Origin of the sequence: Asanoa ferruginea, assembly GCF_003387075.1 — a bacterium.
GTDB classification, from domain to species: domain Bacteria; phylum Actinomycetota; class Actinomycetes; order Mycobacteriales; family Micromonosporaceae; genus Asanoa; species Asanoa ferruginea.
The window spans coordinates 7,259,917-7,285,535 of record NZ_QUMQ01000001.1; the positions used below are offsets into that span (position 1 = coordinate 7,259,917).

At 71.8% G+C, this 25,619-nt stretch carries 24 protein-coding genes; 7 read left to right on the forward strand and 17 right to left on the reverse strand.

Translation table 11 applies throughout. The features are described 5' to 3' along the window. Nucleotides 1-585, reverse strand: coding sequence for a TetR/AcrR family transcriptional regulator (locus DFJ67_RS33990; protein ID WP_116072589.1), 585 nt, complete (start codon nt 583-585; stop codon nt 1-3). A 101-nt stretch (nt 586-686) separates the two neighbouring features. Between DFJ67_RS33990 and DFJ67_RS33995 the strand changes: the two genes are divergently transcribed. Continuing rightward, entirely contained in the window at nt 687-2,378 is a 1,692-nt protein-coding gene (locus DFJ67_RS33995) for a methyltransferase (RefSeq protein WP_116072591.1), read from the forward strand. Here the strand turns inward: DFJ67_RS33995 and DFJ67_RS34000 are convergent. The 6 genes from DFJ67_RS34000 to DFJ67_RS34025 are packed head-to-tail and all read right to left on the reverse strand — an operon-like array spanning nt 2,356 to nt 11,131. After that, on the reverse strand, nt 2,356-3,174 hold the full coding sequence (locus DFJ67_RS34000; RefSeq protein WP_170216100.1) for an alpha/beta fold hydrolase: 819 nt from the start codon (nt 3,172-3,174) through the stop codon (nt 2,356-2,358). The two genes, DFJ67_RS33995 and DFJ67_RS34000, sit on opposite strands and share 23 nt — an antisense overlap. Then, a complete protein-coding gene (locus DFJ67_RS34005; protein ID WP_116072595.1) occupies nt 3,171-3,770 on the reverse strand; it encodes a class I SAM-dependent methyltransferase in 600 nt (199 codons plus the stop codon). The genes DFJ67_RS34000 and DFJ67_RS34005 overlap by 4 nt, the downstream gene beginning before the upstream one ends. After that, nucleotides 3,767-4,897 carry a DUF3419 family protein gene (locus DFJ67_RS34010; protein ID WP_170216101.1) on the reverse strand — a complete coding sequence of 377 codons (1,131 nt, stop codon included), beginning with the start codon at nt 4,895-4,897 and terminating at the stop codon, nt 3,767-3,769. Before DFJ67_RS34010 ends, DFJ67_RS34005 begins: the two co-directional genes overlap by 4 nt. After that, on the reverse strand, nt 4,897-8,283 hold the full coding sequence (locus DFJ67_RS34015; RefSeq protein ID WP_116072599.1) for an AMP-binding protein: 3,387 nt from the start codon (nt 8,281-8,283) through the stop codon (nt 4,897-4,899). Before DFJ67_RS34015 ends, DFJ67_RS34010 begins: the two co-directional genes overlap by 1 nt. Before the next feature lie 9 nt (nt 8,284-8,292). Further along, nucleotides 8,293-9,675, reverse strand: coding sequence for an MFS transporter (locus DFJ67_RS34020; protein ID WP_116072601.1), 1,383 nt, complete (start codon nt 9,673-9,675; stop codon nt 8,293-8,295). A 7-nt stretch (nt 9,676-9,682) separates the two neighbouring features. Beyond that, nucleotides 9,683-11,131: an aldehyde dehydrogenase family protein gene (locus tag DFJ67_RS34025; protein WP_116076966.1), complete on the reverse strand. Its 1,449-nt coding sequence runs from the start codon at nt 11,129-11,131 to the stop codon at nt 9,683-9,685. Between the two features lie 158 nt (nt 11,132-11,289). Here DFJ67_RS34025 and DFJ67_RS34030 point away from each other — a divergent pair, with 158 nt between their 5' ends. Beyond that, nucleotides 11,290-12,033, forward strand: coding sequence for an IclR family transcriptional regulator (locus DFJ67_RS34030; protein WP_147315705.1), 744 nt, complete (start codon nt 11,290-11,292; stop codon nt 12,031-12,033). A 68-nt stretch (nt 12,034-12,101) separates the two neighbouring features. Here DFJ67_RS34030 and DFJ67_RS34035 read toward each other — a convergent pair whose 3' ends face one another. Next, nucleotides 12,102-12,851 carry an SDR family NAD(P)-dependent oxidoreductase gene (locus DFJ67_RS34035; RefSeq protein ID WP_116072605.1) on the reverse strand — a complete coding sequence of 250 codons (750 nt, stop codon included), beginning with the start codon at nt 12,849-12,851 and terminating at the stop codon, nt 12,102-12,104. Between the two features lie 13 nt (nt 12,852-12,864). Then, on the reverse strand, nt 12,865-13,458 hold the full coding sequence (locus DFJ67_RS34040; protein ID WP_116072607.1) for a malonic semialdehyde reductase: 594 nt from the start codon (nt 13,456-13,458) through the stop codon (nt 12,865-12,867). Nucleotides 13,459-13,687: 229 nt separating this feature from the next. Between DFJ67_RS34040 and DFJ67_RS34045 the strand changes: the two genes are divergently transcribed. Then, complete coding sequence (locus DFJ67_RS34045; protein ID WP_203783378.1) at nt 13,688-14,311, forward strand: hypothetical protein; 624 nt, start codon at nt 13,688-13,690, stop codon at nt 14,309-14,311. 1 nt (nt 14,312) lies between these two features. Here DFJ67_RS34045 and DFJ67_RS34050 read toward each other — a convergent pair whose 3' ends face one another. From DFJ67_RS34050 to DFJ67_RS34075, 6 genes are all read right to left on the reverse strand, one after another. Then, on the reverse strand, nt 14,313-15,209 hold the full coding sequence (locus DFJ67_RS34050; RefSeq protein ID WP_116072609.1) for an alpha/beta fold hydrolase: 897 nt from the start codon (nt 15,207-15,209) through the stop codon (nt 14,313-14,315). Continuing rightward, nucleotides 15,206-16,162 carry an alpha/beta hydrolase gene (locus tag DFJ67_RS34055; protein ID WP_116072611.1) on the reverse strand — a complete coding sequence of 319 codons (957 nt, stop codon included), beginning with the start codon at nt 16,160-16,162 and terminating at the stop codon, nt 15,206-15,208. The genes DFJ67_RS34050 and DFJ67_RS34055 overlap by 4 nt, the downstream gene beginning before the upstream one ends. Before the next feature lie 101 nt (nt 16,163-16,263). Continuing rightward, the gene (locus DFJ67_RS34060; protein WP_116072613.1) at nt 16,264-17,448 is read right to left on the reverse strand and encodes an ABC transporter permease; all 1,185 of its coding nucleotides are present in this window, start codon (nt 17,446-17,448) and stop codon (nt 16,264-16,266) included. Continuing rightward, nucleotides 17,445-18,137 carry an ABC transporter ATP-binding protein gene (locus DFJ67_RS34065; protein ID WP_116072615.1) on the reverse strand — a complete coding sequence of 231 codons (693 nt, stop codon included), beginning with the start codon at nt 18,135-18,137 and terminating at the stop codon, nt 17,445-17,447. Before DFJ67_RS34065 ends, DFJ67_RS34060 begins: the two co-directional genes overlap by 4 nt. Next, entirely contained in the window at nt 18,134-19,213 is a 1,080-nt protein-coding gene (locus DFJ67_RS34070; protein ID WP_147315706.1) for a peptidoglycan-binding protein, read from the reverse strand. The genes DFJ67_RS34065 and DFJ67_RS34070 overlap by 4 nt, the downstream gene beginning before the upstream one ends. Beyond that, entirely contained in the window at nt 19,206-19,820 is a 615-nt protein-coding gene (locus DFJ67_RS34075; RefSeq protein ID WP_147315707.1) for a hypothetical protein, read from the reverse strand. Before DFJ67_RS34075 ends, DFJ67_RS34070 begins: the two co-directional genes overlap by 8 nt. Nucleotides 19,821-19,947: 127 nt before the next feature. Here DFJ67_RS34075 and DFJ67_RS34080 point away from each other — a divergent pair, with 127 nt between their 5' ends. Next, nucleotides 19,948-20,598, forward strand: coding sequence for a response regulator transcription factor (locus DFJ67_RS34080; protein ID WP_116076969.1), 651 nt, complete (start codon nt 19,948-19,950; stop codon nt 20,596-20,598). Beyond that, nucleotides 20,595-21,833, forward strand: coding sequence for a HAMP domain-containing sensor histidine kinase (locus tag DFJ67_RS34085; RefSeq protein ID WP_203783376.1), 1,239 nt, complete (start codon nt 20,595-20,597; stop codon nt 21,831-21,833). The genes DFJ67_RS34080 and DFJ67_RS34085 overlap by 4 nt, the downstream gene beginning before the upstream one ends. Here the strand turns inward: DFJ67_RS34085 and DFJ67_RS34090 are convergent. Continuing rightward, complete coding sequence (locus tag DFJ67_RS34090) at nt 21,826-22,872, reverse strand: ABC-2 membrane transporter-related protein (protein WP_116072621.1); 1,047 nt, start codon at nt 22,870-22,872, stop codon at nt 21,826-21,828. The two genes, DFJ67_RS34085 and DFJ67_RS34090, sit on opposite strands and share 8 nt — an antisense overlap. Then, nucleotides 22,869-23,606 (reverse strand): ABC transporter ATP-binding protein, encoded by a 738-nt coding sequence (locus DFJ67_RS34095; RefSeq protein ID WP_116072623.1) that lies wholly within the window; start codon nt 23,604-23,606, stop codon nt 22,869-22,871. Before DFJ67_RS34095 ends, DFJ67_RS34090 begins: the two co-directional genes overlap by 4 nt. 176 nt (nt 23,607-23,782) lie before the next feature. Here DFJ67_RS34095 and DFJ67_RS34100 point away from each other — a divergent pair, with 176 nt between their 5' ends. Beyond that, the gene (locus DFJ67_RS34100; RefSeq protein WP_203783374.1) at nt 23,783-24,949 is read left to right on the forward strand and encodes a sensor histidine kinase; all 1,167 of its coding nucleotides are present in this window, start codon (nt 23,783-23,785) and stop codon (nt 24,947-24,949) included. Then, on the forward strand, nt 24,946-25,614 hold the full coding sequence (locus tag DFJ67_RS34105) for a response regulator (protein WP_116072625.1): 669 nt from the start codon (nt 24,946-24,948) through the stop codon (nt 25,612-25,614). Before DFJ67_RS34100 ends, DFJ67_RS34105 begins: the two co-directional genes overlap by 4 nt. The last annotated feature ends 5 nt before the right edge of the window (nt 25,615-25,619 follow it).

A 25,619-nucleotide genomic window follows, 5' to 3' on the forward strand; every position in this document is an offset into this window, starting at 1 on the left:
TCATTTCCTCCTGTTGATCTTAGGGTTGGGCTTGGCGGCGCGGAGCAGGGCGAGCGCGCCGGCCCGGGCGTCGTCGAACGGGCCCTGGTCCTGCTGTGCGATCGCGAGCACGTAGCCGCCCTGGAGCACGGCCATCAGGGTGTGTGCGAGCTGCTCGGGGTCGAGGTCGTCGCGCAGTTGGCCCGCGGCGACCGCCTCGCGGAGCACCCTCACCCAGCTCACGTGGACCTCGGCGAACGCGCGCGCGACCGGGGCGAGCAGCACCGGGTCTTCGCGGACCTGGGGGTCCTGGGTCATCCGCCCGACCTTGCAGCCCTTCAGGGCGGCGCGGGGACGCATCAGGTAGGCCTCGATGCGGGCCATCGGGTCGCCGGGGCCGTCGAGCTCGGACGCGGCCGGCAGCAGGTCGGCGATGTTGCGCTCGAGCGCGGCCAGCGCCAGGTCTCGCTTGGTCGAAAAGTGGTGGTACATGCTGCCCTGGCCCACGCCGGACCGCTCGCGCACGTGGCGCGGGCTGGTGTCGGCGTAACCACGCTCCCACATCAGCTCGCTCATCGTGTCGACCAGGAGTTCTCGCGAGTCCATGGTCCTAGTGTACATACCAGTAGGTACAGCGGGTTGGAGAGGCTCTGGATGGACGGCCACCGGATCTACCGCATCGCCCGCCTCGGCGCGAGGATGGTCGCATGAAGCCCGGGGTCGGATCCGTCGACGAGTCACACGCTGGCCACCTCGCGACGATGCTGGCCTATGTGGACCGGCAGGAGCTCGATCCGCGCGAGACGTTCCACGAATGGGAGGCCGAGCTTCCGCCGGCCGAGCGCGCGGCGTTCGGCGGGCTCAAGGACTCGGCCGCGATCCGGGCGAGCATCGAGGCGGCCTTTCCCGGCCACACCGTCCACAATGTAGACGGGATGAACGAGGTCTACGTCTCCAACATGGGCGCCAAGGGCTCCGACCGGGCGTTCCTCCAGCACCACATCGACGGGCCGTTCGGCCTACTGCCGTTCATGACGCTGCTGCGCTGCCTGGTCGTCGTGCGGGGAAACGACCGCGTCACGACGATCTTCTCGGCCCAGCGGCGCGGTGACACGCTGCGTACGGGTCAGTTCTGCTGGTTCGACTACAACCGCGACATCCACCACATCACCAAGACCGGCGACCCCGACGACCTCCTCGACGACAGCCGCATCTGCCTCAAGGTGCACTACGCGGTCGCACCGCGGTGGCTCGCGCCGTTCCAATCGCTCTTCGAGGGGTGGAACGAGACCTACAACCGGCGGGCACGGCAGCTTTTCGTCGCGAGCAAGAACCCGCAGTCGGCGATCGGCCGGTTCCTCGGCGCGATCGTCAACGTCGGCACGTTTCTCTACCCGCTGTTCTTCCAATACGTCGGCGTGCTCAACCTGCTCGTCGTGCTGCTGTTCTGGGTCGCGTCCGCGGGCCATCCCACGGAGCGGGTCTACCTGTTCAGCTTCGTCCACTACCTCCTCTACGTCTTCGCCTACGCGTTCCGCGCGGTCGAGCCCGGCCGGTTCGCGCGCGACGCGACGCTGTTCCAGCTCATCGCGCTCGGCACGCTGTTCTACCAATACGGGCAGGAGGGGCTCGATGTGCCGTCGCTCGCGGTCGCGGCCGTCGGGTTCGGGCTGTCCGGGCTCGCGTTCCTGCGGCTCGGCTCCGACCGCACCTATTTCGGCGCGGAGTTCGGCGTCGTCCCGCCGGGCAGGGTCACGGGCTTCCCCTACGGTGTCATTCCGCATCCCATGATCGTCGGCAAGCTCGTCGGCTTCGCCGGGCTCGCGCTGCACGCACCGTTCCGCGCGGCGTGGTGGCCGCTGCTGGTCGGGCACGTGGCCTGCTACGTGCTCGTGCTGTGCCAGGAGCTAGCGGGCCGGCACGTGGCCTTCCGCTTCGAGGAGACCTACCGCGACTTCGCGCGGTTCCATCGGCGGACCGGGAACGTGGTCGTCCACCTCGTCACCACCGGGCTCGGCCTGCTCGGCATCTTCGGGCTCGTCGGCCTGGTCGGCCCGACGCCCGCGGTGGCGGTGTCGTTCGTCGCGGTCGGCTACGCGTTCTTCTGCGCCTACACGGCACCCGATCAGACCGCGCTGACGTCGGTCCTGTTCACCGGTGTCGTGCTGGCCGCCTACCTCGCCCTGCCCACGCTGATCTGGCCGGTCTCCGTCGGGCTGCTGGTCTTCGGCTGGGTGGCGCAGGACCTGTCCCACATCGTGTTCCGGGAGCGGACCTACATGAGCTCCTACCAGCGCGAGCGCGGGGCGGCGGGACAGTTCGCGCTGCACAGCGTGCTGCTCGTGCCGCTCATCTGCCGGGCCGCGTTCTTCCGTGTTACCGAGCCCGCAACCGCTTGACGGCGCGCAGGAGCTCCATCGGTCGTTCGAACGGGATCGCGTGCCCGGCATCGGCCAGGACCGTCAACCGCGCGTCCGGAAGGCATTCCGACAGCACGCGTGAGTTGCGCGGCGCGAGCACCCGGTCGCCGGCCCCGACCAGCACCTCGACCGGCACGCCGACGGCTCCGAGCCGGCCGGCCGTGCGATGGAACGACATCGCGGCCGCCTGGAGGAGCGAGTTGACCCGCGAATAGGGCTCCGCCCGCTGGATCTCCCGGAGCGGGGCCAACAGCTCGTGCGCATCGCTCGGGCTCTTGTTCTCGTGGACGAGCAGGCGATCGCACATGGACCACACCCGGACGTCCTTCGAGACCGCCGCCGCGACGGTCAGCGGCAGCGAACGCAGGAACGCGCGCGAGAAGTCGGCGCGGGCCGAACTGGCCGACAGCACCAGCCCGCCGACCTGCCCCGGGTGCCGGAGAGCGAGGAGTTGCGCGACCATCCCGCCCATCGACTCCCCCACCACGAGGGCGGGAGCGTGACCGGCGGCGGCGCCCAGGACGGCGGCGGCGTCATCAGCCACCGTCGAGAGCGTGTAGGGCCGCAGAGAGCGCGCCGACCCGCCCGTGCCGCGGTGGTCGACGAGCACGACTCGATAGGGCAGCGGACCCACCCGCTCGAGCCAAGGCAGCCAACTGCTCCCCGAGCGGCCGTAGCCGGCCAGCAACACGAGTGCGGGGTCCGGCCCGTCGCGGACCTGATACGACAGCCGCACGCCGCCGCGCTGCACCCAGTGGCGCGACAGCCCGCTCACGCGGTGAAGCGCGCGACGACGAAGTAGCGGAGCGGCCCGTGCGAGACGTGGCTGGCGCCGTGGCGGTGCAGCAGGTCGTCCGGCACCGCTTCGACGTGGAACGCGGACAGGAACCGCCGCATCGCCCGTAGCCCGTTTAGGTCGGCGAAGTCGACCACCCACAGCTCGCCGCCCGGCGCGAGGTGCCGTCGCGCGTTGTCGATCGCCCGGCCCTTGTCGGTGAACATCGACAGGCAGTAGGACATCAGGATCCGCTGCGGCGGCGCACCGAGGACGGCACCGATGTCGCCGTCTTCGGCGAAGCCGGCATCGATCCGCGCCCACGGGCAGCGGCGGCGGGCGTGGGCGCGCATGACGTCGCTGGCCTCCAACCCGCCGAGCGTCGCGGTCGGCCGGCGCCGGTGGATCCGGGCGAGGTTGCGTCCGGTGCCCGGGCCGATCTCCACGAGCGTCGTCCAGTCGCTCGCCAGCAGCCTGTCGAGCACGCCGTCGCGGCCGAACAGGAAGTATTTCCGCGTTGCGTCGTAGACGTGATGGGTGAGCCGGTAGTAGCGGTCGAGGAACGCGCGATGGGCCGCCTGGGCGTCCGGCGTCATGCGATGACCCGGTAAAGGTTGACCCGGCCGTAGAGCCGGGTGCGCTCCTGCTCGCTCGCCTGGCTCGAGGCGGGCTCGACGCGTTCGTAGAGGTCGGACAGGCCGACCCGGTCGACGACGCACGCGTCTTCGACGCTGCGGGTCAGGACGACGGCACTCGGCCCACCCACCCTGGCGATCCCCCGCAACAGGTGCCGCTGCGCGTCGGTCGGCAGCCAGTCGAGCACGTCGCAGAGGGAGAAGTGCGACCACTGCCCCGGCGCCGCGTCGGCGACCATCCGTTGCAGCGACGCGCGATGGAAGCCCACCTCGGTCGGCGCCACGAGCGAGCGCCGGTGGCTCTCCGCCCGAAGGTACGGCGGAACTGCCTCGGGGTGATCGTGGTTGAACTCCCCCGTCAACGCCACCCAGACGAACCAGTTCGTCTCCAGGTCGGTCTGGGCGAGCCGTTCGAAACGGGCGGCGACGACGTCCATCATGGTCGCCGCCGCGTTGGCCCGCAGGTTGCGCTGCCGTTGCTCGAAGTTGACGCCGATGCCGAGCAGGAACAGCGGTGTGTTGACCACCGTGCGGATCGGCACCGAGCCTTTGATCGAGGCGAAGATCGGGGCGAGGCGGGCGAGCCGGTCGGCGGGCGGGAGCCGGTGCAGGGCGCGCAGGAAGTCCGCGTCGAGGCCCACCTTCCGCCGGAGCCACCGCTGGAAGGTGCCGGCCAGGCCCTCGGCGTACAAGTTGCGCTGAAAGCGTCGGTAGTTCGTGCTCCAATAGCGCCCCACCCAGTCCGGCAGGCCGTTCATCAGCGGCCGGAGGGTTTGCTCCGGGTCGCCGTGCCGGCCGCGGCCGAGGAGTTCATAGAACTCGGCGTGCGACCGCACCCGGCGCGCCGCGGCGACCTTGAGCGCGGCCAACGCCAGGTGGTGCGGATTGGTGTCGATCGCGTCGATCCGCGCCGGGTGCGCCGCGAGCAGACCCGCCACCCCACAGCCGGCCCCGCTGACCGCCAGCACCCGCGAGCGTTGGTCGAGCCCCAGCACGCGGTTGTCGACCTCCGAGTCCTCGTAGAGCAGGGAGAAGGTGAAGATGCGCTTGAAGGTCGCGGCGAACGCGCGGTCGGCGAGTTGGGCCATCAGGGTGTGGTGCCACCGCTGCGCGCCATGCCGCGGACCTCGTCGTCGAACCGGGCCATCCACCCGTCGATCTCCCCGCCCGACCATCCGAGGTGGCGGGGCGAGTAGAACCACTCGACGCACGTCGTTCCCTCGACAACGGAGCACTCCAGGTAGAGCGGCGGTTGCTTGACCCCGCACTCCGGGTCCCACATGTCGCCGAGCGGCCCCGCCCGCAGCGAGAACAGGCCGCCGCGGCTCCGGGTCGGCGCCTCGCCCTGGAAGTTGAACCAGAGCGTCGGCGCCGGCGCATCGAGGATGCTCTTTCGCACGATCGGATCGTCGTTCAGATATTTGAGCGCGTCGAACGACAGGCCCGCCGACGGCACGCGGGTGAGCCGTTCGGCCACCGCGGACAGCGTCTCCGCCGGGCTCTGGTGTGCGCTGTCGTCGAACGCCAGCGGGAAGCTGCAATGCATGTCGCCGACCGTCCGCGAGAGATCGAGGCCGTGCACCGCCGGCTGTCTGCCCGAGCTCGACAGCTTCAGCGCGAGGCGACCGCAGCTCCACTGGCGCTGAGCGGTTCGCACCAGCGTCGCGAGCAGCGTCGTCGCCAGTGGGGCGCGGCGCCCGTCGACGCGCAGGTCGCGCAGCGCGCGCGTCTCGTCGGGCCCGAGGTATTGGCGGGCGCTCACGACGTCTTTCATCCGGATGCCGGGGTCGTAGGCGACGGGCGGCGGCACATCGAGCTGCGCGCGCCAGAAATCCAGATCGGCGGTGGCGGCGCCACGCGCGAAGTCGTTCATCCAGCGGGCGAAGACCTCGAAGCGTTCGGAGGTACGCGCCAGCGCGAGGCGCTCGCCCCGCTCGTCGAGCTGGCAGAGGCGGTCGAGCTCGTCGACCAGGATGCCCATCGTGACGGCGTCCATCACGAGGTGATTGACGGTGATGAAGAGGCGCTGCGCCGAGCCGGTCTCCACCAGCAGCAGGCGCAGGACGGGGCCGTTCTCGATGCGAAGGCGGCGATGCTGCTGGTTCAGCAGCTCCTCGTCGGGCTCGCTGGAGGTGACCGACTCGACGGCAAAGCTGGTTTCGATGTCGCCGTAGCGCTGTGCGAAGCGGCCGTCGTCCCGCCGGAAGCGCAGCCGCAGCGAGTCGTGCCGGGCGACCAGCGCGGCCGTGGCCCGGCGCAGGCCCTCCGGACTGAGCCGGCGGTGCACGTCGAGCATGACCGCGCGGTTCCACCAGTTCCATTGCCCGAGTCGCAGGGCGTGCGCCTGCGCGGGGCTGAACGGGACCTCGCCGGTGTGCGATGCGCTCGTGGCTTCCTCCGGGTCGGCGGGCGCCAGCTCGAATCGGCTCTGGACCACAGCCGCGATCGCCCGCAGGGTCGATCCGTCGGTGATGCTGGCCGGCTCGACGCGCGCTCCGGTGCGGTCCTCGATGCGGGTGGCCAGGTCGAGCAGCCCGAGCGAGTCGAGGCCGGCGTCGCGCAGCGGCAGGTCGACCGGTATGTCGTTGGGCTCGGACAGCCCCAACACGGCGGCGACCTCGGTTTGCAGCAGCCGGAGCAGGTATCCCGGATCAGCGTCGCTCCGCGCCGTCGGACGGTGCTGTCCCGTGAGCGCCAGCGGGCGCAGGGAGCCGTCCGTCCACTGTTGCCCGCACTCCCCGCGCCGCAGCTTTCCGCTGGTCGTCTTCGGCAGGCTGTCGGGCCGCAGCAGCAGGACCTCGTGGCACTGCACACCGCTGTGCGCGGCCACCGCGGCGCGAATCGCGGACGCCGCACGGTCGAGCGGGACAGGCTCCCTGCCCGCGAGAACCTTCTTGCGTACCTCGGCCGCCACCACGACCCGCTCGACGCCGTCGACGTGCACGCCGAAGGCGACCGCGTTGCCGGGCCGCAGGATCGGGTCGGCGGCCACCACGGCCGCCTCCAGGTCCTGCGGATGGATGTTGCGACCGCCGACGATGATCAGGTCCTTGAGGCGGCCGCAGATGAACACCTCGCCGTCGTCGCCGATGACACCGAGGTCACCGGTGCGCAGGAAGCGCCGCTCGTCGCCGCCCTCCAGCCGCGCGGCGAAGGTGGCCGCGTTCTCCTCCTCGGAGCGTCCCCAGTAGCCGCTCGACACGCTCGGGCTGGAGATCCAGATCTCGCCCACGACGTGCGGCGGCCGCGGCCGCCGGGTGACCGGGTCGACGGCGATCACCGACACGCCGAGCCCCGCGTCGGGGACGCCGCTGCCCACGAGCGTCACCGCGGGTGCGTCGGGCACGGGAGGCGTGATCACCCCGTCGCGATCCAGCACGGCCCGGTCGCCGCGCAGCAGCGTCGGCTTCCGGCCGATCCGGCCGCTGACGAACAGCACCGCCTCGGCCAGGCCGTAGACGTTGCAGAACGACGCCGGGTCGAAGCGCATCGGAGCCAGCCCGGCTTCGACGCGATCCATCGTCGCGGCCAGCATCGGCTCGCCGCCCTGAAGCGTGGCTCGCAGCGACGAGAGGTCGAACGTGTCGCCGTCGCGGATGCCGCGCAGCACGTACTCATAACCGAAGTTGGGTCCTGCGATGTGGGTGGCCCGGTAGCGGTCGATCGCGTCGAGCCAGAGGCGGGGCGCGGCCAGGAAGGTCAGCGGCGAGAAGTAGACGCAGCGGGCCCCGGTGTAGGCCGCGTTCAGGATCCCGCCGGCCAGGCCCATGTCGTGGAACAGAGGCACCCAGCCGACGAGCACCGAGTCGCTGTCGACCCGGGTGCTGCGCGCGATGAGCTCGAGGTTGTGGACCAGGTTCTTATGGCGCACGACGACGCCCTTGGGGGCCGACGTCGAGCCGGAGGTGTATTGGAGGTAGACGATGTCGTCGGGGCCGAACCTGCTGGCCGCGCGGGCGAGTCGGGCCGCGGCCCGGTCCGGCTCGGCCCGCTTGATGCGGTGGGACAGGAGCCACGAGAGCCTGGGCCAGGCCGCCGCCTCGCGGCCGCGCAACAGGTTGGTCACGCCGTCGCGCACCGACGCGAGCGTCGTGAGCGCCCGGTATCTGGCGTGCGTGAGCGCGACGCGGGCGCCGCTGTCGTCGACGAGGTGGCGGAGCTTGGGCAGCTCGCGATCGAGATGCCGGGGGTCGGGACTCGCGGCCGGGACCGCGATCGCGCCGAGCAGCACACAGCCGAGGAAGCTGGCGACGAACTCGAGACCGCCGTCGGGCGGGAAGACCAGCAGGACCCGGTCGCCGGGCCCGACCCCGGCCGCTTCGAGCAGGTCGGCGGCCCCCGCCGCGCGCCGCACGATCTCCTCGTAGTCGGCCGAGTCCACCTCGTTGCCGTGGCGATCGAGGAACGCGAACAGGGGCGCCCGAGGGGCGACGTCGAGACGCTCGACCATTCTGGCGAGAAGGCTCGCGGTCATTCCCGGAAGCTACACCCGCGATCGATCCCGGCGTACGGTCAGCGCACACCCGACAGCCGCGGCCACCAACAGGGCCGCGTTGACGGTGAGGGCGGTGTGCATCGCGTCCACCATGGATGCTCCGGCGGTCATCCGGGTGGTGAGGATCGCGCCGAGCACGGCGGGGCCCAGCGTGCCGCCATACTGGCGCAGCGCGGTGTTGCCGGCCGCGGCCATGCCGGCGAGATGGTGTGGGACGCGGTGGATGGCCGCCACCGCGACCGCGCTGAGCATGAACGCGTTGGCGACACCCAGGACGGCCAGCCGCCAGGCGGCGTCACCGAGGCCGGTGTCGGGCCGCAGACCGGTCAGCAGCACCATGGCGACGGCCCCGAGTGCCAGCCCGACGGCCAGCAGGCCGATCGGTGACCAGCGGCCGAGCAGCCGGCCGACGAACGGGTTGGCGACCACGGCGACGCCGTTGAGAAACAGCAGGCGCACCGCGATCTCCAGCGGCGAAAGGTGCTGTCCGGCGCCGAAGTAGAGGCTGAGCAGGAAGGTCGTGCCGACCAGCACGAACAGCGCGACGAGCGCCGCGACGCCCGCCGCGCTGAACGCCGGCGAGCGGAACAGCGCCAGGTTCAGCAGCGGCGACGTGGAGCGTGCCTCCGCCCGCAGGAACCCGGCCAGGGCGGCGGCGCCGACGCCCAACCCGATCACCGCCCGGGTCGAGCCCCAGCCGGCCGCTCCGCCCTCGATGACGCCGAAGATGCTGGCCGCGATGGCGACGGTGGCGAGCAGTTGGCCGGGCCAGTCGAGGTGCCGGCCCTCCGGCGACCGGGAGTCGGGCAGCCAGCGGGCCGCGAAGGCGGCGGTGCCGACCGCGAGCACCGTGACCGGCGCGAAGATCCAGCCCCAGCCGGCGTACCGCAGGATGATGCCGGACGTGAGTGGCCCGACCGTGAGGCCGCCGACGAGTCCGGTCGCCCACGCGGCCATGAACCGCGCCCGCCGGCCGGGCTCCGGGACCGCGTGGGCGATGAGCCCGAGCGTCGTCGGCAGGAGCAGGCCACCGCCGACGCCGGTCACCGCCTGTCCTACACAAAGGACGGTCAACGGCCCCGGCAACGCGGCGCTGGCGGCGGCGAGCGCCGTGCCCGCCGCCGTCAGCGCCATGCCGATCAGGAACACCCGCCGGCGGCCGTGCAGGTCGCCGAAGACGCCGGCGGAGAGGATCACCGCTGCCATCGGGATGACATAGCTGACGGTGACCCACTGCAGGCCCGCGGTCGAGGCGCCGGTCGCGGCGCCGATGGTGGTCAGCGCGACGCTGACGGCGGTGATGGGTAGATAGATCACGAAGACCGCGACGACGGCGAACGCGACGGCACGGACGGCGGGCGGTCGGTTCATGGTCGGCTCAGGCGAATTTCTGGGTGATCGTCTTGTATTCGAGGAAGTGGTCGATGCCGCCCGGGCCGTTGGCGTGGCCGACACCGCTCTGCTTGTAGCCGCCGATCTCGAACTGGTTCGGCAACTGGCCCCAGTCGTTGATCCAGAGCATGCCCGCCTGCACCTTCCGGGCGACCCGCAGCGGGCGGTTGACGTCGCTGCTCCAGACGCTGGCACCGAGGCCGTACTCGCTGTCGTTGGCGAGCGCGATCGCCTCGGCCTCGGTGTCGAAGACCTGGATCGTCTGCACCGGGCCGAAGACCTCCTGGTGCACGATGGGCAGCGCCGGATCGGTGACCTCGAGCAGGGTCGGCCGGTAGAACGCGCCCTTGGCGAGGTCGCCCTCGCGGGCCGGGCCGCCGCGCACGACCGGCACGGCGCCGGCGGCGATGGCCTCCTCGACCAGCCGGTCCACCCGCTCGACGCCGGCCTGGTCGATCAGCGAGCCCATGTCGACGGACCGGTCGGCGCCGGGGCCGACGGTGACGTTGGCCAGGCGCTCGGCGAGGCGCTGCTTGACCGTCCCGTAGACGCCGCGCTGCACGATCAGCCGGCCGGCGGTGATGCAGAACTGGCCGGTGAAGATGGTCAGCGACTTCTCGATGACCGGCAGGGCGGCGTCGAGGTCGGCGTCGTCGAAGACGATGTGCGGGGTCTTGCCGCCCAGTTCCAGGCCCACCCGCTTGACGTGCTTAGCGGCGGCGGCACCGATGGCCCGGCCGGTCGGCGTGCTGCCGGTGAACATGATCGCCGGCACGTCCGGGCTGTCGACGAGCCACTTGGCGGCTTCGCTGCCGCTTTCGGTGAGCACGTTGACGACGCCCGCCGGCAGGCTCGGCACGTCTTCGAAGACCCGGCTGATCGCCTCGTTGAGCAGTGGGGTCTGGCCGGGCAGCTTGACCACGGCAGTGCAGCCGGCGGCCAGGGCCGGCGCGAGGTCGCGGGCCAGCAACGCGGTCGGCGAGTTCCACGGCGTGATCACCGCGGCGACGCCGACGGGCTCGCGCACGACCATCGTGTGCTTGCCGGGCTCGACCTCCATGACCCGGCCGTACGTCGTCTGCGCCAGCGCGGCCGCCGTGGTGAAGTTGCCCTTGGCGAAGCCGACCTCGAACTCGGCCTCCCAGATGGTCTTGCCGTTCTCCAGGGTGGTGAGGTCGGCGAGTTCCCGCTCGTGCCGCTGGAACGACGCGGCGATCTCCAGGAGCACCTTGGTGCGGAACTCCATGTCGTGGGCCCAGGTGGTCTCGTGGAAGGCCGCCGTGGCCGCGCGTACGGCCTGCTCCGCCTCCTCCTGACCCGCGTCGGCGTAGTGCCCGACGACCTCCCCGGTGGCGGGGTTGACGCTGTCGCCGTGCCGCGCCGAGTCGACCCACTTTCCGTTGATCCAGTGCCGCGCTGTCCTGAGCGTGCTCATCTCTTCGACCTTCGTGTCTGCGATGGGCACCCGGCCGGGCGCCCGAGCCGAACGTGTCACCGGGACCCCGGGTGAGCCAAACCGCGCCCCGGCTGATCTTCCACCCGGCGGAAAAAAGCACGGTGGCAGCGACCTGGCTCTCCGGCTACTCTTCTGCCATGCGGGAGAATGACACCGCCGAGTCCGTCGTCCGGCGCGCGCTGCGGCTGCTCGCCGTGCTGGCCGAGCATGGCGAGACCCGCCTGGGTCAGCTCGCGGCCGAGTCCGGGATACCCACGTCGACCGCGCACCGGCTGCTCGCCGCGCTGGAGGCCAGCGGCCACGTGGTGCGCCCGGCCGGCCCCGGCCGCCGGGCCTACCTGCCCGGCCCGGCTTTGTTCGAGCTCGCCGGTGCACGCGACCGGGCCGAGGGCGAGCTCGTCCGCCGCGCCGAGCCCTACCTGGCGTCGCTGGCCACCGAACTCGGCGAGACCGTGCACGTCGCCGTGCTGCACAACGGCCGCACCCGCTTCCTGGCGGGGCACGAGTCCCCCCGATCGCTGCGGGCCGGCCTACGGCTCGGGCTCGAACACCCGGCGACCCTGTCGTCGCCCGGGCGGGCCATCCTGGCCCACCTCTCGCCCGACAATCTGGTGAGCTGCCTGGGCCCCGAGGTCGCCGGCGACCCCGCGCTGGCGCCGGTTCTCGAGGAGACCCGCCAGCGGGGCTACGCGGTCAACATCGCCGGCGTCGAACCCGACATCACCGCGATCGGCGCCGCGGTGGTCGACATCTACGGCCGGGTCCGTGGCGCGCTGGCCGTCGCCGGGCCGACCACCCGACTGCCGGAGAGCACGCTGCCGTGGATCGGCGGCATCCTGACCAAAGCGGCCAACGCGCTCGGCGCCGAGCTCGACACCTGATCCCGCACGCCCGAGGGGCGCCACCCGCTCCCCCTGCCGTGCGGATGGCGCCCCTCGGGCGGCGGTGTTCAGAGCCGGGCGTAGCCGCCGTCCGCCATGATCGTCTGCCCGGTCACGAAGCTCGCGTCGTCACTGGTCAGGAACGCGACCGTGCCGGCCACGTCGTCGGGTTCACCGTTGCGCTTGATGGCCTGGCTCGCGGCGGCCGCCCGCAACGCCTCCTCGCTGTGCTCCAGCAGCGCTCCCGGCGTGCGGCTGAGCGTGGGCCCGACAGCGTTGACCGTGATCCCGTCGGCGGCGACATCGTTGGCCAGGCCGCGGGTGAAGCCGATCGCGCCCATCTTGCTCGCCATGTAGTGCGACAGGTTCGCCTGCGTCGTGATGATCGAGTTGGAGGTCAGGTTGACGATGCGCCCCCAGCCACGCTCGCGCATCGCCGGCAGCAGGGCCTTGACCATCAGGAACTGCGAGTCGAGGTTGACCGCGAGGATCCGCCGCCAGGTGGCGTAGTCGAGCTCGTCGATGCCGATGTGCGGGAGGATTCCCGCGTTGTTGACCAGGATGTCGGCCCGGCCGAACTCGCGGACGATCCCGGCACCGACGGCGGCGACCTGCTCCGGGTCGGACACGTCGACCGTGCGGCCGACCGCGACCTGGCCGGACTCGTCGATCAGCGCGAGGGTCTCGTCGGGGCTGGCGAGGTCGATCGCGACGATCGTCGCGCCACGCTCGGCGAGCCGGCGCGCGATCGCCTGGCCGATGCCACGAGCGGCGCCGGTGACCACCGCCACCCGGCCTTCGTGCGTCTGTGTTGACATGGCTGTTCCTCCTTCAGGCCGTCGTGACGACGTCGTCGTAGTCGAGCCGCGGGCCGCGGCCGAACCACGCGTCCGCGCCGGGCTTACCGAGGTTGATGACGGCGAGCACCTCGTGCTCGCCATCGGGAAAGAAGGTCTTGTTGATGCCCGCGGCGTCGAACCCCACCATCTGCCCGGCGGCCAGGCCGGCCGCGCGCACGCCGAGGATGAAGTAGCCGACCTGGAGCGCCGCGCTCAACCGCGCGGACCCGACGCGCAACTCCTCGTCTCGGTCGAACTTCTCGCGCGCGGTCGGTGCGTGCGGGAACGTGCGATGCAGGTCAGTGTGGAAGTTGGTGTAGGCGGCCATGATCGCGACCAGCGGCGCGCTGCCGGTCTTGGCCTTGTTGCCGTCGTCCATGTGGACCAGCAGCCGGTCGCGTGCCTCCGGCGACCGCACCAGGACGATCCGCAGCGGCTGGCCGTTCATCTCGGTGGGTCCATATTTGATCAGGTCGTAGACGGCGCGCATCTGCCCGTCGGTCACCGACTCTTCGGTGAACGTGTTGGCCGTGCGGGCCGTGCGGAACAGGAGATTCTGGGCTGTGTCGTCGATCAGGAGAGACATTCATCCGGTCCTCTGGTGAGTCAGCTTCGGGCCGTTCATCGGCCGCTGACCCAGCGTCGGTCGGCATCAACCCTTCGACAATCTCGTGATCCGCGAACTTTCCGCTCACCGGAACAACTGGCTGCACGTGCCCCCTCGGGAGCGATCAGCATGCCCGGCTCGCGAAAAGCTCCCCGTCATTTCAGTCGAAACCGGCACTGGCGTACGCAAATTGGCTGATAATTCTGCAGTGTCCAGCTTTCCTCCCTCACTGTTCGCGCCGGTGGCCCTCGGGTTCTTCGGCCTGGGCACGGGCTACCTGATCTGGGGCCCGCAGGAGCTGCTCGGTTTCCCCCGACGCGACCAGCACGTCGACCGCGCCAACGGCGTCTGGGGCATCTGGCTGCCGGGCTTCTGCCAGTTCCTCGTCGGCATCCTGCTGTTCATCGGGTTGAGCTGGTTCCCGGTCTTCACCGGCAGCAAGGCCAACTACATGGCGGCGCTCGCGTTCAGCGCGTATGGCATCCACTGGTTCGCCCTGGGCTGGAACCGGGCGCGCGGCGCCGACGCCCGGCCCAACGGCTTCATGTCGATCCCGTTCGTCATCATCTCGAGCCTGGGTGCGACGGTGTTCTTCCGGGCGAGCTCCTGGCCCCTCGGGGTGCTGTTCGTCGGGCTCGCGGTGGTCTACATCGCGGAGTTCTTCGCCAGCTTCAAATTCGGCGTCCGGGTCGGCCCGGACGGCCGGGAGTCGGTCAACCTCGGCGAGAAGGCACTGGGCGCCGTCCACATTCTCGTCGGCCTGTGGCTGATGTATCTCACCTTCGCCACGACCCTGAACATCGCCTCCGGCTTCGACCTCCCGGCCGCCTGAGTCACCGTTGGCCGGCCGCGAGGGCGGCCACCTCCCGCACGGCGTCGGCGAAGGCGCCGGGTGCCTCCTGCGGGAGGTTGTGCCCCGCGTCGGGGACCTGGTGGTGGATGCGCGGGCCGGTGAAATGTCCCGCGCCCGGGCTGCCGTCGGTGGCGGGGAAGTTCCCGTCGGCCGTGCCGTCGAGGGTGACCGTTGGAACGGTGATCGCCGGCGACAGGGCGAGTGCGGCCTCGGCGTCGGCGTACTCGGGTGCGCCGGCGGCGTGCCCGAGCCGGTGCCGGTAGGAGTGGAGGACGACGTCGACGTAGTCGGGGTTGTCGAACGCCTCGGCGGCCCGATCGAGATCGGCGCCGCCGAACGTCCACTTCGGCGAGTTGCGTCGCCAGATCACCTCGGCGATCTCCCGCCGGTTCGCGGTCAGGCCGGCGCGGCCGCGATCGGTCAGGAAGTAGAAGAAATACCAGAAGCCGGCTTCCAGGTCGGGCGGCAGCGGCCGGGCCGAGGCGCTGATGTCCTGGATGAGGTAGCCGTTGACCGACACGAGCCCGGTGACCCGCTCGGGCCGCAGGGCCGCCGCGACGCAGGCCGCACGACCGCCCCAGTCATAGCCGGCCAGGACCGCGCGGGGAATGGCTAGGGCGTCCATCAGGTCGATGACGTCGGCTCCGAGCGCGGCCTGCTGCCCCGACCGGGGAGTCTGCGGGCGACGGAACCGGGTCGGTCCGTGCCCGCGCAGGTAGGGCACGATGACCCGGTAGCCGGATGCGGCCAGCAGGGGCGCCACCTCGACATAGCTGTGGATGTCGTAGGGGAACCCGTGCAGCAGGATGACCGGCTGGCCGTCGCCGACGTCCTGGTAGGCCACGTCCAGCACCTCGGTGCTGACCCGCCGGATCATCGCGCCGCCTTACCGAATGCCTTGCGCAGGACGTGGATGGCCTGCTCGACGGCGGCCGTCGAGGCGGCGGTGTCCCGCACGGGGTTGAGCATCATGAAGTCGTGCAGGGTGCCGTTGTAGCGGGCGCTGGTCGTGCGTACGCCGGCCGCGGTGAGCTTGCGGCCGTAGGCCTCGCCCTCGTCGCGCAGGACGTCGTTCTCGTCGACGATCAGGAAGGCCTCGGGCAGTCCGGCGAGTTCTGCGACGGTCGCCCGGAGCGGAGACGCGGTGATCTCGTCGCGCTTGTCCTTCTCGGGCAGGTAGGCGTCCCAGAACCAGGCCATCGACGCGGCCCGCAGGTAGGGCCCCTCGGCGAACTCGCGGTAGCTGTCGGTGTCCTGGCCCGCGTCGGTGACGGGGTAGTAGAGCGACTGGTGCACGAAGGTGACGTCGCCGCGCTGCTTGGCCAGGATCGTCAGGGCCGCGGTCATGTTCCCGCCGACGGAATCCCCGGCGATGGCGAGCCGGGAGCTGTCGAGGCCCTCGGCGGCACCGTGCTCGGTGATCCACTGCGCGGTCGCGTACGCCTGCTCGATCGCCACCGGATAGCGGGCCTCGGGCGAGCGGTCGTATTCGACGAACACGACGGCGGCCCGCACCCCGGTGGCCAGTTCGCGCACGAGCCGGTCGTGGGTTCCGGCGTTGCCGAGAATCCAGCCGCCGCCGTGCACGTAGAGGATGGTCGGCAGGGCCGAGGCGGCGCCGACGGGCTTGACGATGCGCACCCGCACGTCGCCCACCGCGGCCGGCACGGTGATCCAGGTCTCGTCGACGTCGGGCTTCGCGATCGGCGCGGCCTGGATGTCGTCGAGCACCTTGCGGGCGCCGTCGACGCCGAGCTCGGGCAGGAAGGGCGGTTTGGCGGTGGCGTCGGCGATTTCCTGTGCGGCCGGCTCGAGGACGTGGTTGTTCATTGGGGTTCCCCTTTTCTGTGGTCACCAGTCCAGACCGGGCAGCCGCCAAGTCTGTGACACGCGGGCCCCAGCAACCGGGAGATCGCGCGGCGACCCGGCGGCTACAACGTGCGGAGCGCCTCGGTCGGCGACATCCGGGCGGCGCGCGCCGCCGGATAGACGCCCGCCAGGGCGCCGACCAGCAACGCGGCCCCGAAGCCGGCCACCAGCGCCGACGGCGGGATCGCCAGGGTGTTCCCGGCCATGCGGGCGGCGACCGCCGTCGCCAGCACGCCCAGGCCGGCGCCGAGCACGCCGCCGATCACCGCCAGGAGCGTCGACTCCAGCAGGAACTGGACGGCGACGTGCCGGCGGCGGGCGCCCAGCGCGCGGCGCAGCCCGATCTCGCCGCGGCGCTCCAGGACCGAGATCACCATGATGTTGGCGATGCCGACGCCGGCGATGAGCAGCGCGATGCCGCCCAGGCCCAGGAACAGGCCGACGAACGTGCCCTTCGCCGCGATCCGCGCCACCAGCAGGTCGGACGGGCGGCGGACCTGCACGTCTTCGTCGCGGGTCGGTGACGCCGTGATCGCCAGCACCGATGCGACCGCGGCCACCTGGTCCGGGTCGGCGCGGAGGTAGATCCGGGTGGCGTTGCGTTCCATCCCGAACAGGTCGTGTGCGGCCCCGAAGCTGATCAGCGCGGCCATGTCGACCTCCGGTGCGACCGCCACCGGTGCGAGGATGCCCACGACGGTGACGTAGCGCTCCCCCAGGAACACCTGGGTCGGGTCGGTCAGCGTGCCGATTCCGAGGACCCGGGCCGCCTCGAAGCCGAGCACCGTCACCGGGTAGCGCTCGGCGGTCGCGTCCAGGTAATGGCCCCGCAGCATCCGGGCGGACAGCGTGTCCAAAAGGGAGGGTCCGGCGGCGAGGACGTTGATGCCGCTGGTCCGCACCTCCGGAATGGCCGCGCTGCGCCGCACGGTCACGTTGTCGACCGCGGCGACGGCCGTGACCGTGCGGACCGGCGGGATCCGCGCGATCATCGGTTCGGCGGTGACCGGCAGCGGGATCGACCGGCCGTTGGTCGTCTGCGCCGAGGCCACGGTGAGCAGGTTGCCCTGCTCACCGAGCTGGTCGAGCAGGTCGGCCTTCGACGACTCGGCGATGCCGAGCACGGCGACCACGGCGGCGATCGCGATCGCGATGCCGAGCGCGGACAGCGCCGAGCGGACCCGCCGGGCGCGCAGGCCGACGGTGGCCAACGCGATCGCGTCGGGAAGACGCAGCCGTGAGCTCATCGGATCCGGTCCCTTTCCGTGGAGTCTTCGACGATCCGGCCGTCGCGGAGGTGGATCTGGCGGCCCATCGCCGCGGCGACGTCGGCGTTGTGGGTGATCAGCACGACCGTGGTGCGGTCGTCGGCCAGCCCCGCCAACAGCTCGGTGATCTCCGCACCGGTGGCCGAGTCGAGGTTTCCGGTCGGCTCGTCGGCCAGCAGCACGGCTGGCCGGCCGACGATCGCCCGGGCGATCGCGACGCGTTGCCGTTCGCCGCCGGAGAGCTGGCCGGCCTTGTGCCGCATCCGCTCGGCGAGGCCGACCTGGCGCAGGGCGCCGGCCGCGCGTTCCCGCCGGACGTTGCCGGGCAGGCCGCGGTAGACCAGGCCGGTCGCCACGTTGTCCAGCACGCTCAGGTGTTCGAGCAGGTAGAACTGCTGGAAGACGAAGCCGAGGCTGGTCGCGCGGACCGCCGAGAGCTGCGGGTCGCTCATCGCCGACGTGTCGGTCCCGGCGATGCGGACCACGCCGCTGGTCGGCCGTTCGAGGGTGCCGAGGATGCTCAGCAGCGTCGACTTGCCGGCGCCCGACGCGCCGGTGATGGCCACCGTCTCGCCGGCGTCGACGACCAGGTCGACGTCGGCGAGCGCCGTCACGGCGGTGGGTGGCGGGTAGACCTTGTTGACGTGGTGCAGCTCCAGGGCTCTCACGTCGCCGGCACCTCCACCGTCGCGTTCTCCCGCAGGTCGCCGCCGCTGACCTCGACGAGGGTGTCGGAGAACAGGCCGGGCGTGACGCCGATCAGCCGCCGTTCGGCACCGTCGACCAGGTAGAGCCCCCAGCCGCCACCGGCAAGCGCGACCAGCGCGGTGACCGGGACGGCGAGGACACCTTTGACGGCCTTGCCGGTGACGTTGACCTGAACCGGTGCCTGGTCGAACGTCGCCGCGGCGACCTGGTGGTCGAGCGTGACGGTCGCGGGAACGGTGGTCTGGCCGGGACCGCGCCCGGGATCGTTCTCGTCGCGCTCGGCCGCGACGGTCGACAGCGCGGTCACCCGCCCGGGCTCGGCGGTGCCGCCGGGCAGGTCCACGGTGACGGCATCGCCGAGGTGTACGAGGTAGGTCCGGTTCGCCGGCACGGCGAGGGTCACCGCGACCGTCGTGGACGTGCCGACCAGCAGCGGCTCGCCGTCGCCGCCGGCCGGCGCACCCACGTGCCCGTTGACGGTGGTGACCCGCAGCGGGCCGGGCTGGAACGTGACCGTGCCGAGTTCGAGGCGGCCGGTGACCGCCTGGTGGGTCTTGTCCTGCCAGCGCCGCAGCGCCGCCGCGGTCGCCCGGGTGAACCTGCCGTCGACGGTCAAGTTCCGGGTCGTGGCATGACCGAGCGCGACGAGGTTCTTCTCCACGGCGCGCACGTCGGGGCCGCCGGTGACGCCGAGCGCCAGCGGTCGCCACGCGGGCCGGTCGGCGTAGAAGAGGCGGACGGGTCGGTTGTCGACGGCGTACACCTGTTGGCCCCTGGTGATCAGTTTGCCGGGCTGCGGCAGCGCCGTCACGACGCCGCCACCGCCCTGCGCGTAGACCGAGTAGGAACCGGCGTAGCCGAGGGTGCCCGGAACCTGGACGGTCGTCGACAGGTCGGTCTTGACGACGGAGGCCGTCCCGGTCGGCACCTCGGCGGCGGTTGCTTCCGCCGCGGGCTGGCTGCGCAGCCACCAGCCGGCACCCGCTGTCCCGGTGGCCACCAGGGCCGCTCCGGCCAGCACCGCCCGCCTACGCATCGCCGAGGTTTCCGAGACTGGACAGGCGGTTCAGCTCGTTGATCAGGTCCTTGCACGCGTCGCCGGCCCGCATGAACGCGTCGTCCTTCCCGCCGGGCAGCTCGTCGGGGCTGTGCCCGAACCCGTGCCCGGGGGTGAACGGACTGTCGGCGGTCGGGTCCTTGACGTTGGGCAAACCGTTGGCCCGCATGCATTCGGCCACCTTGACGCCGGCCTGGACCACCTTCGGCGGCGCCGGCGCCTGATCGTCCGGTGCGAACCGCGCCGCGCGGATCAACTCACCGCAGGCCGCCTCGAGGTCGTCGAGCGCGGACTCCTCGATGCTGTCCTGCAGCGTGCGGGCGTCGGTGTAGACCTGACCGTTCGCGGTCAGCACCGGGTCCTGGTAGCGCGGCGCACCGTGCTGGCGGATGCATTCGGCGGCGTTGTGCAGCGCGGTCCGCCGCGCCGCGGTGGCATCACCGGTGGTCCCGTTCGGGTTCGCGTCGGTGCCTCTGGAAGCGTCGGCGGACGGGCCGCCGCTGGCCTGCGGCAGGCTGGGCACCGTCGGCGTCGACGGCGCTGCGCTGCACGCGCTGAGCATGGTCACGATGGCCGCTACGGCCACCACTCGGAGTCTCACTCCACACCCCCGGGTCAAGAGTTCGTGCGACAGGTCTACCGAGCCGGCGGTGACATCACCGCTACGCCGCATGTAGGACCGATGTCACCCGGGCCGGCGCACAATGGGCGCCATGCGGGTGTTGGTGGTCGAGGACAACCTGACGTTGGCCGCCCGGATCGGCGAGGGCCTGCGCGACGCGGGGATGGCGGTCGACGTGGTGCACGACGGCGCGGCGGCGCTCACCGCGGCTGACGGACCGGCGTACGACGTCGTGGTCCTGGATCGGGATCTTCCGGTCGTGCACGGCGACCAGGTGTGCCGCTCGCTCGCGGCCGTCGACGGGGGCGCCCGCATCCTCATGCTCACCGCGGCCGCGGCCGTCGACGACCGGGTCGACGGGCTGGAGCTGGGTGCCGACGACTACCTCGGCAAGCCGTTCGCCTTCCAGGAGCTGATCGCGAGGGTACGCGCACTGAGCCGGCGCGCTCCGTCGGCGCCACCGGTGATCCGGCGCGGCGACCTCACCGTCGACCGGGCGCGGCACCGGGTGTCCCGCGCCGGCCGGGTCCTTTCGCTGACCCGCAAGGAGTTCGGGGTCCTGGAGATGCTGACCGCCGCCGACGGCGCCGTGGTCAGCGCCGAGGAGCTGCTGGAACACGTGTGGGACGCCAACGCCGACCCGTTCAGCAACGTCGTGTCGGTGACGCTCACCCGGCTGCGACGCAAGCTCGGGACGCCACCGCTGATCGAGACCGTCGTGGGTCGGGGGTATCGGCTGTGAGGCCGCGTTTCACGGTCCGCGTCCGGCTGACGTTGCTCTACACAGGACTGTTCGCCGCGTGCGGCGCGATCGTCGTCGGCGTCACCTATGCCATGTTGGCCGCCAACCTGCCGGACCCGGTGGCGGCCGGCGACAAACCCAACGATACGACCGTCATGGTGCAGGGGGTGCCGAAGACCCAACTCGCCCGGGAGTTCTTCGACGAGAACTGCCAGAAGGTGCTCAAGGACGAGCCCGACGTGACCCTGCTGAAGAACAAGTGCGAGGCGGCCTACAAGGAGGGGATCATCGAGGGGGCGAAGAACCAGCGGGCGGCGACGCTCGACCGCCTGCTCTGGTATTCGCTCAGCACCCTGGCGGGGGTCACCCTGCTGGCCGCGGTCGCCGGGTGGATCGTGGCCGGCCGGGTGTTGCGCCCCGTGCACCGGATCACCGCGGCGGCCCGGGACGCGTCCGAGCACCACCTGGCGGCGCGGGTGGCGTTGACCGGCCCACGCGACGAGCTCCGGGAGTTGGCCGACACGTTCGACGCCATGCTCGACCGGTTGCAGGCGGCGTTCGAGGGGCAGCGCCGGTTCATCGCCAACGCCGGCCACGAATTGCGCACCCCGCTCACCGTGATGCGGGCGACCGTCGACGTGGTGCTCGCGAAGCCGGCGCCGACCAACGACGAGTTGCAGGCGATGGGCCGGGACGTCCGGGCGGCGGTCGACCACGCCGAGGCGCTGATCGAGGCCTTGCTGACGCTGGCCCGCACCGACCGCGGCCTGGTCGGGCGGGATCCCGTCGACCTCGCCACGATTCTCGAGGACGCCGTCGACGCCGCTCCCGGCGCCGCCCCTACAGCACGGCTGCACACGTCGCTGGCGCCCGCGCCGGCCACGGGCGACCCGATCCTGCTCGAGCGGCTCGCCGCCAACCTCTACGACAACGCGATGCGCTACAACGTGCCGGGCGGCGAGGTGTGGCTGACGACGGCGACCGTCGACGGCCGGGCGGTGCTCACGGTGGCCAATACGGGTCCGACCATCCCGCCGGACGCGGTCGGTGGGCTGTTCCAGCCGTTCCGGCGGTTGCGCGACCGCACGGGCGACGGCGGCTTCGGGCTCGGCCTCGCGATCGTCGCGTCGATCGCGACGGCCCACGGTGGTTCGGCGGTGGCCGACGCGCCACCCGACGGCGGGCTCAGCGTCACGGTCAGCCTGCCCGCCCGTCTTCCCGATGGGGCTAGGTGAGCCGAACGCGGCGGACGCGTAGGACGCAGAACGCGCTCAATGCAAGGGCCAGCACCAGGTAGCCGGTGGTCTCCAGCCACTGGAAGGTCCAATAGCGGCTCGCGGGCTGGTAGGCGACGCGTTGGCTCAGGTGCAGTTGGTTGATGGCGGCGTCGCATTCGGCCAGGGAGCTTGTCGGTGACAGGCAGACCTGCGGTGCGGGCCCGGTGAACGGCTGCCCGGCGGCGTCGATCGCGTGGACCGACGTGATCCAGTCGCCGGGCAGTGTCACCGGCATCGAGACCTCCAGGGTGTTGTCGGTGATGAAGATCGAGTGCGGCGCGTCGGGGGTGAACGACATCGCCGTGCTGGTCTGCTCGGGCGCGAGGTAGTGGGCGCGCAGCGTCGTCGGCACCAACACCTGGATCGCGGCGACGGCGGCGAGGGTGAGGGCCATGGCCGGCAGGGTGCGCCGCACCAACAGGCCGACCGTGACACCGAGCGCGAAGGCGAACGCCGCGTGACCGATCGGGACGATGTCGCGGGCGCCGAAGACCAGCGGCATGAACCGGTGCGGGAAGCCGAGCCCCTGGCCCTCGCCCGCGAGCGCCGCCGCGCGGTCGATCGGGCCCGACCACCAGGTCACGGTCAGGCTGAGCAACCCCGTCGCCAGCACCGCGACCAACGCGAGCAGCCCGACCTTCGTCACGGCCCAGCGGACGCGGGAGACGCTCTGGCTCCAGGCCAGCCGCAATGTGCCGGCCTCCAGCTCGCGGGCGATCAGCGGGGCGCCCCCGAAGATGCCCAGAATGGCGGGCGTGGCGTAGCTGACGGCCAGCCCGGCGAAGTACAACAGCGGGTAGGCCCTACTTCCGTCGACGGCCGCGGCGAAATGGGCCTGGGCGGTCTGGCAGTCGGAGGCGCACGACGCCAGGCCACTCGTGTCGAAGAGGTGTGCCAGATGCGGCCCGCTGGCCGCCAGCGCGACCACCACCACGACGACGGCGCCGAGCACGGCACAGCCCTGCACGCGGAACTGCCGCCAGGTCAACCAGATCATTTCGCTGCCTCCTCGGTGTCGCGGCGTCCCTGGGTCAGATAGGCCAGGACGAGGTCTTCGAGATTCGGCGCGCTGCCGGGATGGGCGGCCAGCAGATCCTGGATCGCGCCGGAGACGAGCACGTGGGCCGTGTCCAGCACGATGAGGTAGTCGCAGATCCGGGCCAGGTCGGAGACCAGGTGGGAGGAGAGCACGACGCTCATCTCGCGCTGGGCGACCGCGTCGGCGAGCTGTTCGAGGAACTCGCGGCGGGCCAACGGGTCGAGGCTGGCAGCGGGCTCGTCGAGGATCAGCAGCCGCGGTCGCTTGGCCAGTGCCAGCGTGAGCGCGAGTTGGGCACGCTGCCCGCCGGAGAGCTTCCCGGCCGGCTTGCCCGGGTCGATCCCGAGGCCGCGGACCCGGCTCGTCGCGTAGCCGGCGTCCCAACCCGGGTTCAGTCGGGCGCCGAGCTTCAGGTGATCGGCGGCGGACAGCGAGGTGTAGACAGGTGCGTCCTGCGCCACGAAACCGACTTCGGCCAGGCTCGAACCCGGGCGCCGGCCGAGGACCTCGACCGTGCCGGTCGTCGGCGCCAGGAAACCGACCGCGAGGTTGAGCAGCGTCGTCTTTCCGGCGCCGTTGGGACCGACCAGCCCCACCACCCGGCCGGCCGGGATCGAGAGCGTGCACTCGGTCAGCGCCCATCTGCCCTTGTATCGCTTGCCCAACCCGCGGGCGGTGATGACGTCGGTCATCAGGCACCCTCCTTCCGAGGCAGTGCACCGCCCAGCGCGGTGACGCGGTCCACCGTCGCGCGGCGGGCGACGAAGATCGTCGGGCCTGGGACCAGACTTCGCGGCCGCCGGTTGGACTCAGGTACACCGGTCCACAGACTGACGCCGACCGCCACGGTGCCGGCTACCGTGTGGCGATGGACCCGCTGCGCCCGCCGCTGATCCGGCGTCTGACGCCGGCGCAGTGGGTCGCGGTCGACTGCGTGGCGGCGGCTCTGCTGGTGGCGCTGTCGACCTACTTCGCGCAGGGCCCGCTGGGCACCCGGGGCCCGAGCAACGCCGACGCGGCCGTCGTGGTGGCCGCGACGGTCGCCGCCGGGATGCGGCGCCGGTCCACCCGCACGGCGCTCGCCCTCGTCGTGCTCGTCGCGGTGTTGTCGATGGGGATCACGACGTTCCCGGCGCCGTGGGTGGCCGTCGCCTTCGTGATCTACATGGTCCCGGTCCGCCTGGACCGCACCGAGGCGTTGGGGCTGCTGGCCGGGACGATCGTGGTGGCCGGCGTCGTCCTGGCGGACCCATACGGCGGCCCCGGTCCTAACCGGCTCACGATGATCGCGGGGATGGCGCTGTTGATCACAACCGCGTGGACGATCGGCTACGCCGTGCGCCAGCAACGGATGTACGCCGCCGGCGTCCGCGAGCGCGAGCGGCTGGAACGGCACGCGGAAGGCCGCCGCGCGGTCAGCGAGGAGCGCCTGCGGATCGCCCGCGAGCTGCACGATGTCGTCGCGCACACGATGAGCGTCATCGCGGTGCAGGCCGGGGTCGCCAACCACGTCGCCGTCGAACGTCCCGACGAGGCCCGCCGGGCGCTGTCGTCGATCGAGGAGACCAGCCGGGGCGCCCTGCGCGAGATGCGGGCGCTGCTGGGCGTGCTCCGCGACGACGGCAACGAGGACCCGGCGCCCGCACCGGGCCTGACCGACCTCGGTGCGCTGGTGACCCGGGCCGCCGCAGCCGGCGTCCGGGTGGACCTCCAGGTCACCGGCTCCAGGCCGGCCGGCCTGTCCGCCGGACTGGACCTGGCGGCCTACCGGGTGGTTCAGGAAGCGGTCACCAACGTCATCAAGCACGCCGGCACCGACCGCTGCCAGGTGATCGTCGCCTACGCGGCCGACGCGTTCACGGTCGAGGTCGTCGACGACGGACCCGGCCCCGCCGCACCCGGAGCCGGGCACGGCATCGCCGGCATGCGCGAGCGGGTGGGCATGTATGGCGGCGAGTTCCAGGCCGGTCCCCGGTCCGGGGCGGGTTTCCGGGTCACCGCCCGGTTCCCCCTGACCTTCCCGGCGGCGCCGTGATCCGCGTCGTGGTCGCCGACGATCAGGCGCTGGTCCGAGGGAGCTTCCGGGTGCTGGTCGACACCGCACCCGACCTGGTGACGGTCGGCGAGGCCGCCACCGGTGCCGAAGCCGTCGACGTGGCCCGGCGGGAGAAGCCCGACCTCGTGCTGATGGACGTGCGGATGCCCGACCTCGACGGCATCGAAGCGACCCGCCGGATCAGCGAAGACCCGGCGACCGGCCAGGTCAAGGTGCTGATCCTGACCACCTTCGACCTCGACGAGTACGTGTTCGCGGCCCTGCACGCCGGCGCCAGCGGCTTCCTGCTCAAGGACACCCGACCGGCCGACCTCCTCTCGGCGATCCGCGTCGTCGCCGCCGGTGACGCCCTGCTCGCCCCCGGCGTCACCCGCCGGCTCATCGCGGAGTTCACCCGCCGCCCGGCGCCGCTGCCCGGGCCGGCGACCGCGCTGGCCGAGATCACCGAGCGGGAGCGCGAGGTCCTCACGCTGGTCGGCCTCGGGCTGTCCAACACCGAGATCGCGGCCCACCTGCACGTGAGCCTTTCCACGGCGAAGACCCACGTCGGCCGGCTGCTGATGAAGCTCGCCGCCCGGGACCGGGCCCAACTGGTCATCGCCGCCTACGAAGCGGGCCTGGTCCGCGTTCCGCGCCACACGTGAGCGGA

Excerpts from the sequence above, each read along its gene's own strand:
- DFJ67_RS34025 (WP_116076966.1), bottom strand. The coding sequence starts at position 11,131 with ATGAGCACGCTCAGGACAGCGCGGCACTGGATCAACGGAAAGTGGGTC.
- DFJ67_RS34090 (WP_116072621.1), bottom strand. The coding sequence starts at position 22,872 with ATGATCTGGTTGACCTGGCGGCAGTTCCGCGTGCAGGGCTGTGCCGTG.
- DFJ67_RS34005 (WP_116072595.1), bottom strand. The coding sequence starts at position 3,770 with ATGACGCCGGACGCCCAGGCGGCCCATCGCGCGTTCCTCGACCGCTAC.
- DFJ67_RS34070 (WP_147315706.1), bottom strand. The coding sequence starts at position 19,213 with ATGCGTAGGCGGGCGGTGCTGGCCGGAGCGGCCCTGGTGGCCACCGGG.
- DFJ67_RS34015 (WP_116072599.1), bottom strand. The coding sequence starts at position 8,283 with ATGACCGCGAGCCTTCTCGCCAGAATGGTCGAGCGTCTCGACGTCGCC.
- DFJ67_RS34030 (WP_147315705.1), top strand. The coding sequence starts at position 11,290 with ATGCGGGAGAATGACACCGCCGAGTCCGTCGTCCGGCGCGCGCTGCGG.
- DFJ67_RS34060 (WP_116072613.1), bottom strand. The coding sequence starts at position 17,448 with ATGAGCTCACGGCTGCGTCTTCCCGACGCGATCGCGTTGGCCACCGTC.
- DFJ67_RS34080 (WP_116076969.1), top strand. The coding sequence starts at position 19,948 with ATGCGGGTGTTGGTGGTCGAGGACAACCTGACGTTGGCCGCCCGGATC.
- DFJ67_RS34100 (WP_203783374.1), top strand. The coding sequence starts at position 23,783 with ATGGACCCGCTGCGCCCGCCGCTGATCCGGCGTCTGACGCCGGCGCAG.
- DFJ67_RS34050 (WP_116072609.1), bottom strand. The coding sequence starts at position 15,209 with ATGATCCGGCGGGTCAGCACCGAGGTGCTGGACGTGGCCTACCAGGAC.
- DFJ67_RS34095 (WP_116072623.1), bottom strand. The coding sequence starts at position 23,606 with ATGACCGACGTCATCACCGCCCGCGGGTTGGGCAAGCGATACAAGGGC.
- DFJ67_RS34055 (WP_116072611.1), bottom strand. The coding sequence starts at position 16,162 with ATGAACAACCACGTCCTCGAGCCGGCCGCACAGGAAATCGCCGACGCC.
- DFJ67_RS33995 (WP_116072591.1), top strand. The coding sequence starts at position 687 with ATGAAGCCCGGGGTCGGATCCGTCGACGAGTCACACGCTGGCCACCTC.
- DFJ67_RS34035 (WP_116072605.1), bottom strand. The coding sequence starts at position 12,851 with ATGTCAACACAGACGCACGAAGGCCGGGTGGCGGTGGTCACCGGCGCC.
- DFJ67_RS34020 (WP_116072601.1), bottom strand. The coding sequence starts at position 9,675 with ATGAACCGACCGCCCGCCGTCCGTGCCGTCGCGTTCGCCGTCGTCGCG.
- DFJ67_RS33990 (WP_116072589.1), bottom strand. The coding sequence starts at position 585 with ATGGACTCGCGAGAACTCCTGGTCGACACGATGAGCGAGCTGATGTGG.
- DFJ67_RS34010 (WP_170216101.1), bottom strand. The coding sequence starts at position 4,897 with ATGGCCCAACTCGCCGACCGCGCGTTCGCCGCGACCTTCAAGCGCATC.
- DFJ67_RS34040 (WP_116072607.1), bottom strand. The coding sequence starts at position 13,458 with ATGTCTCTCCTGATCGACGACACAGCCCAGAATCTCCTGTTCCGCACG.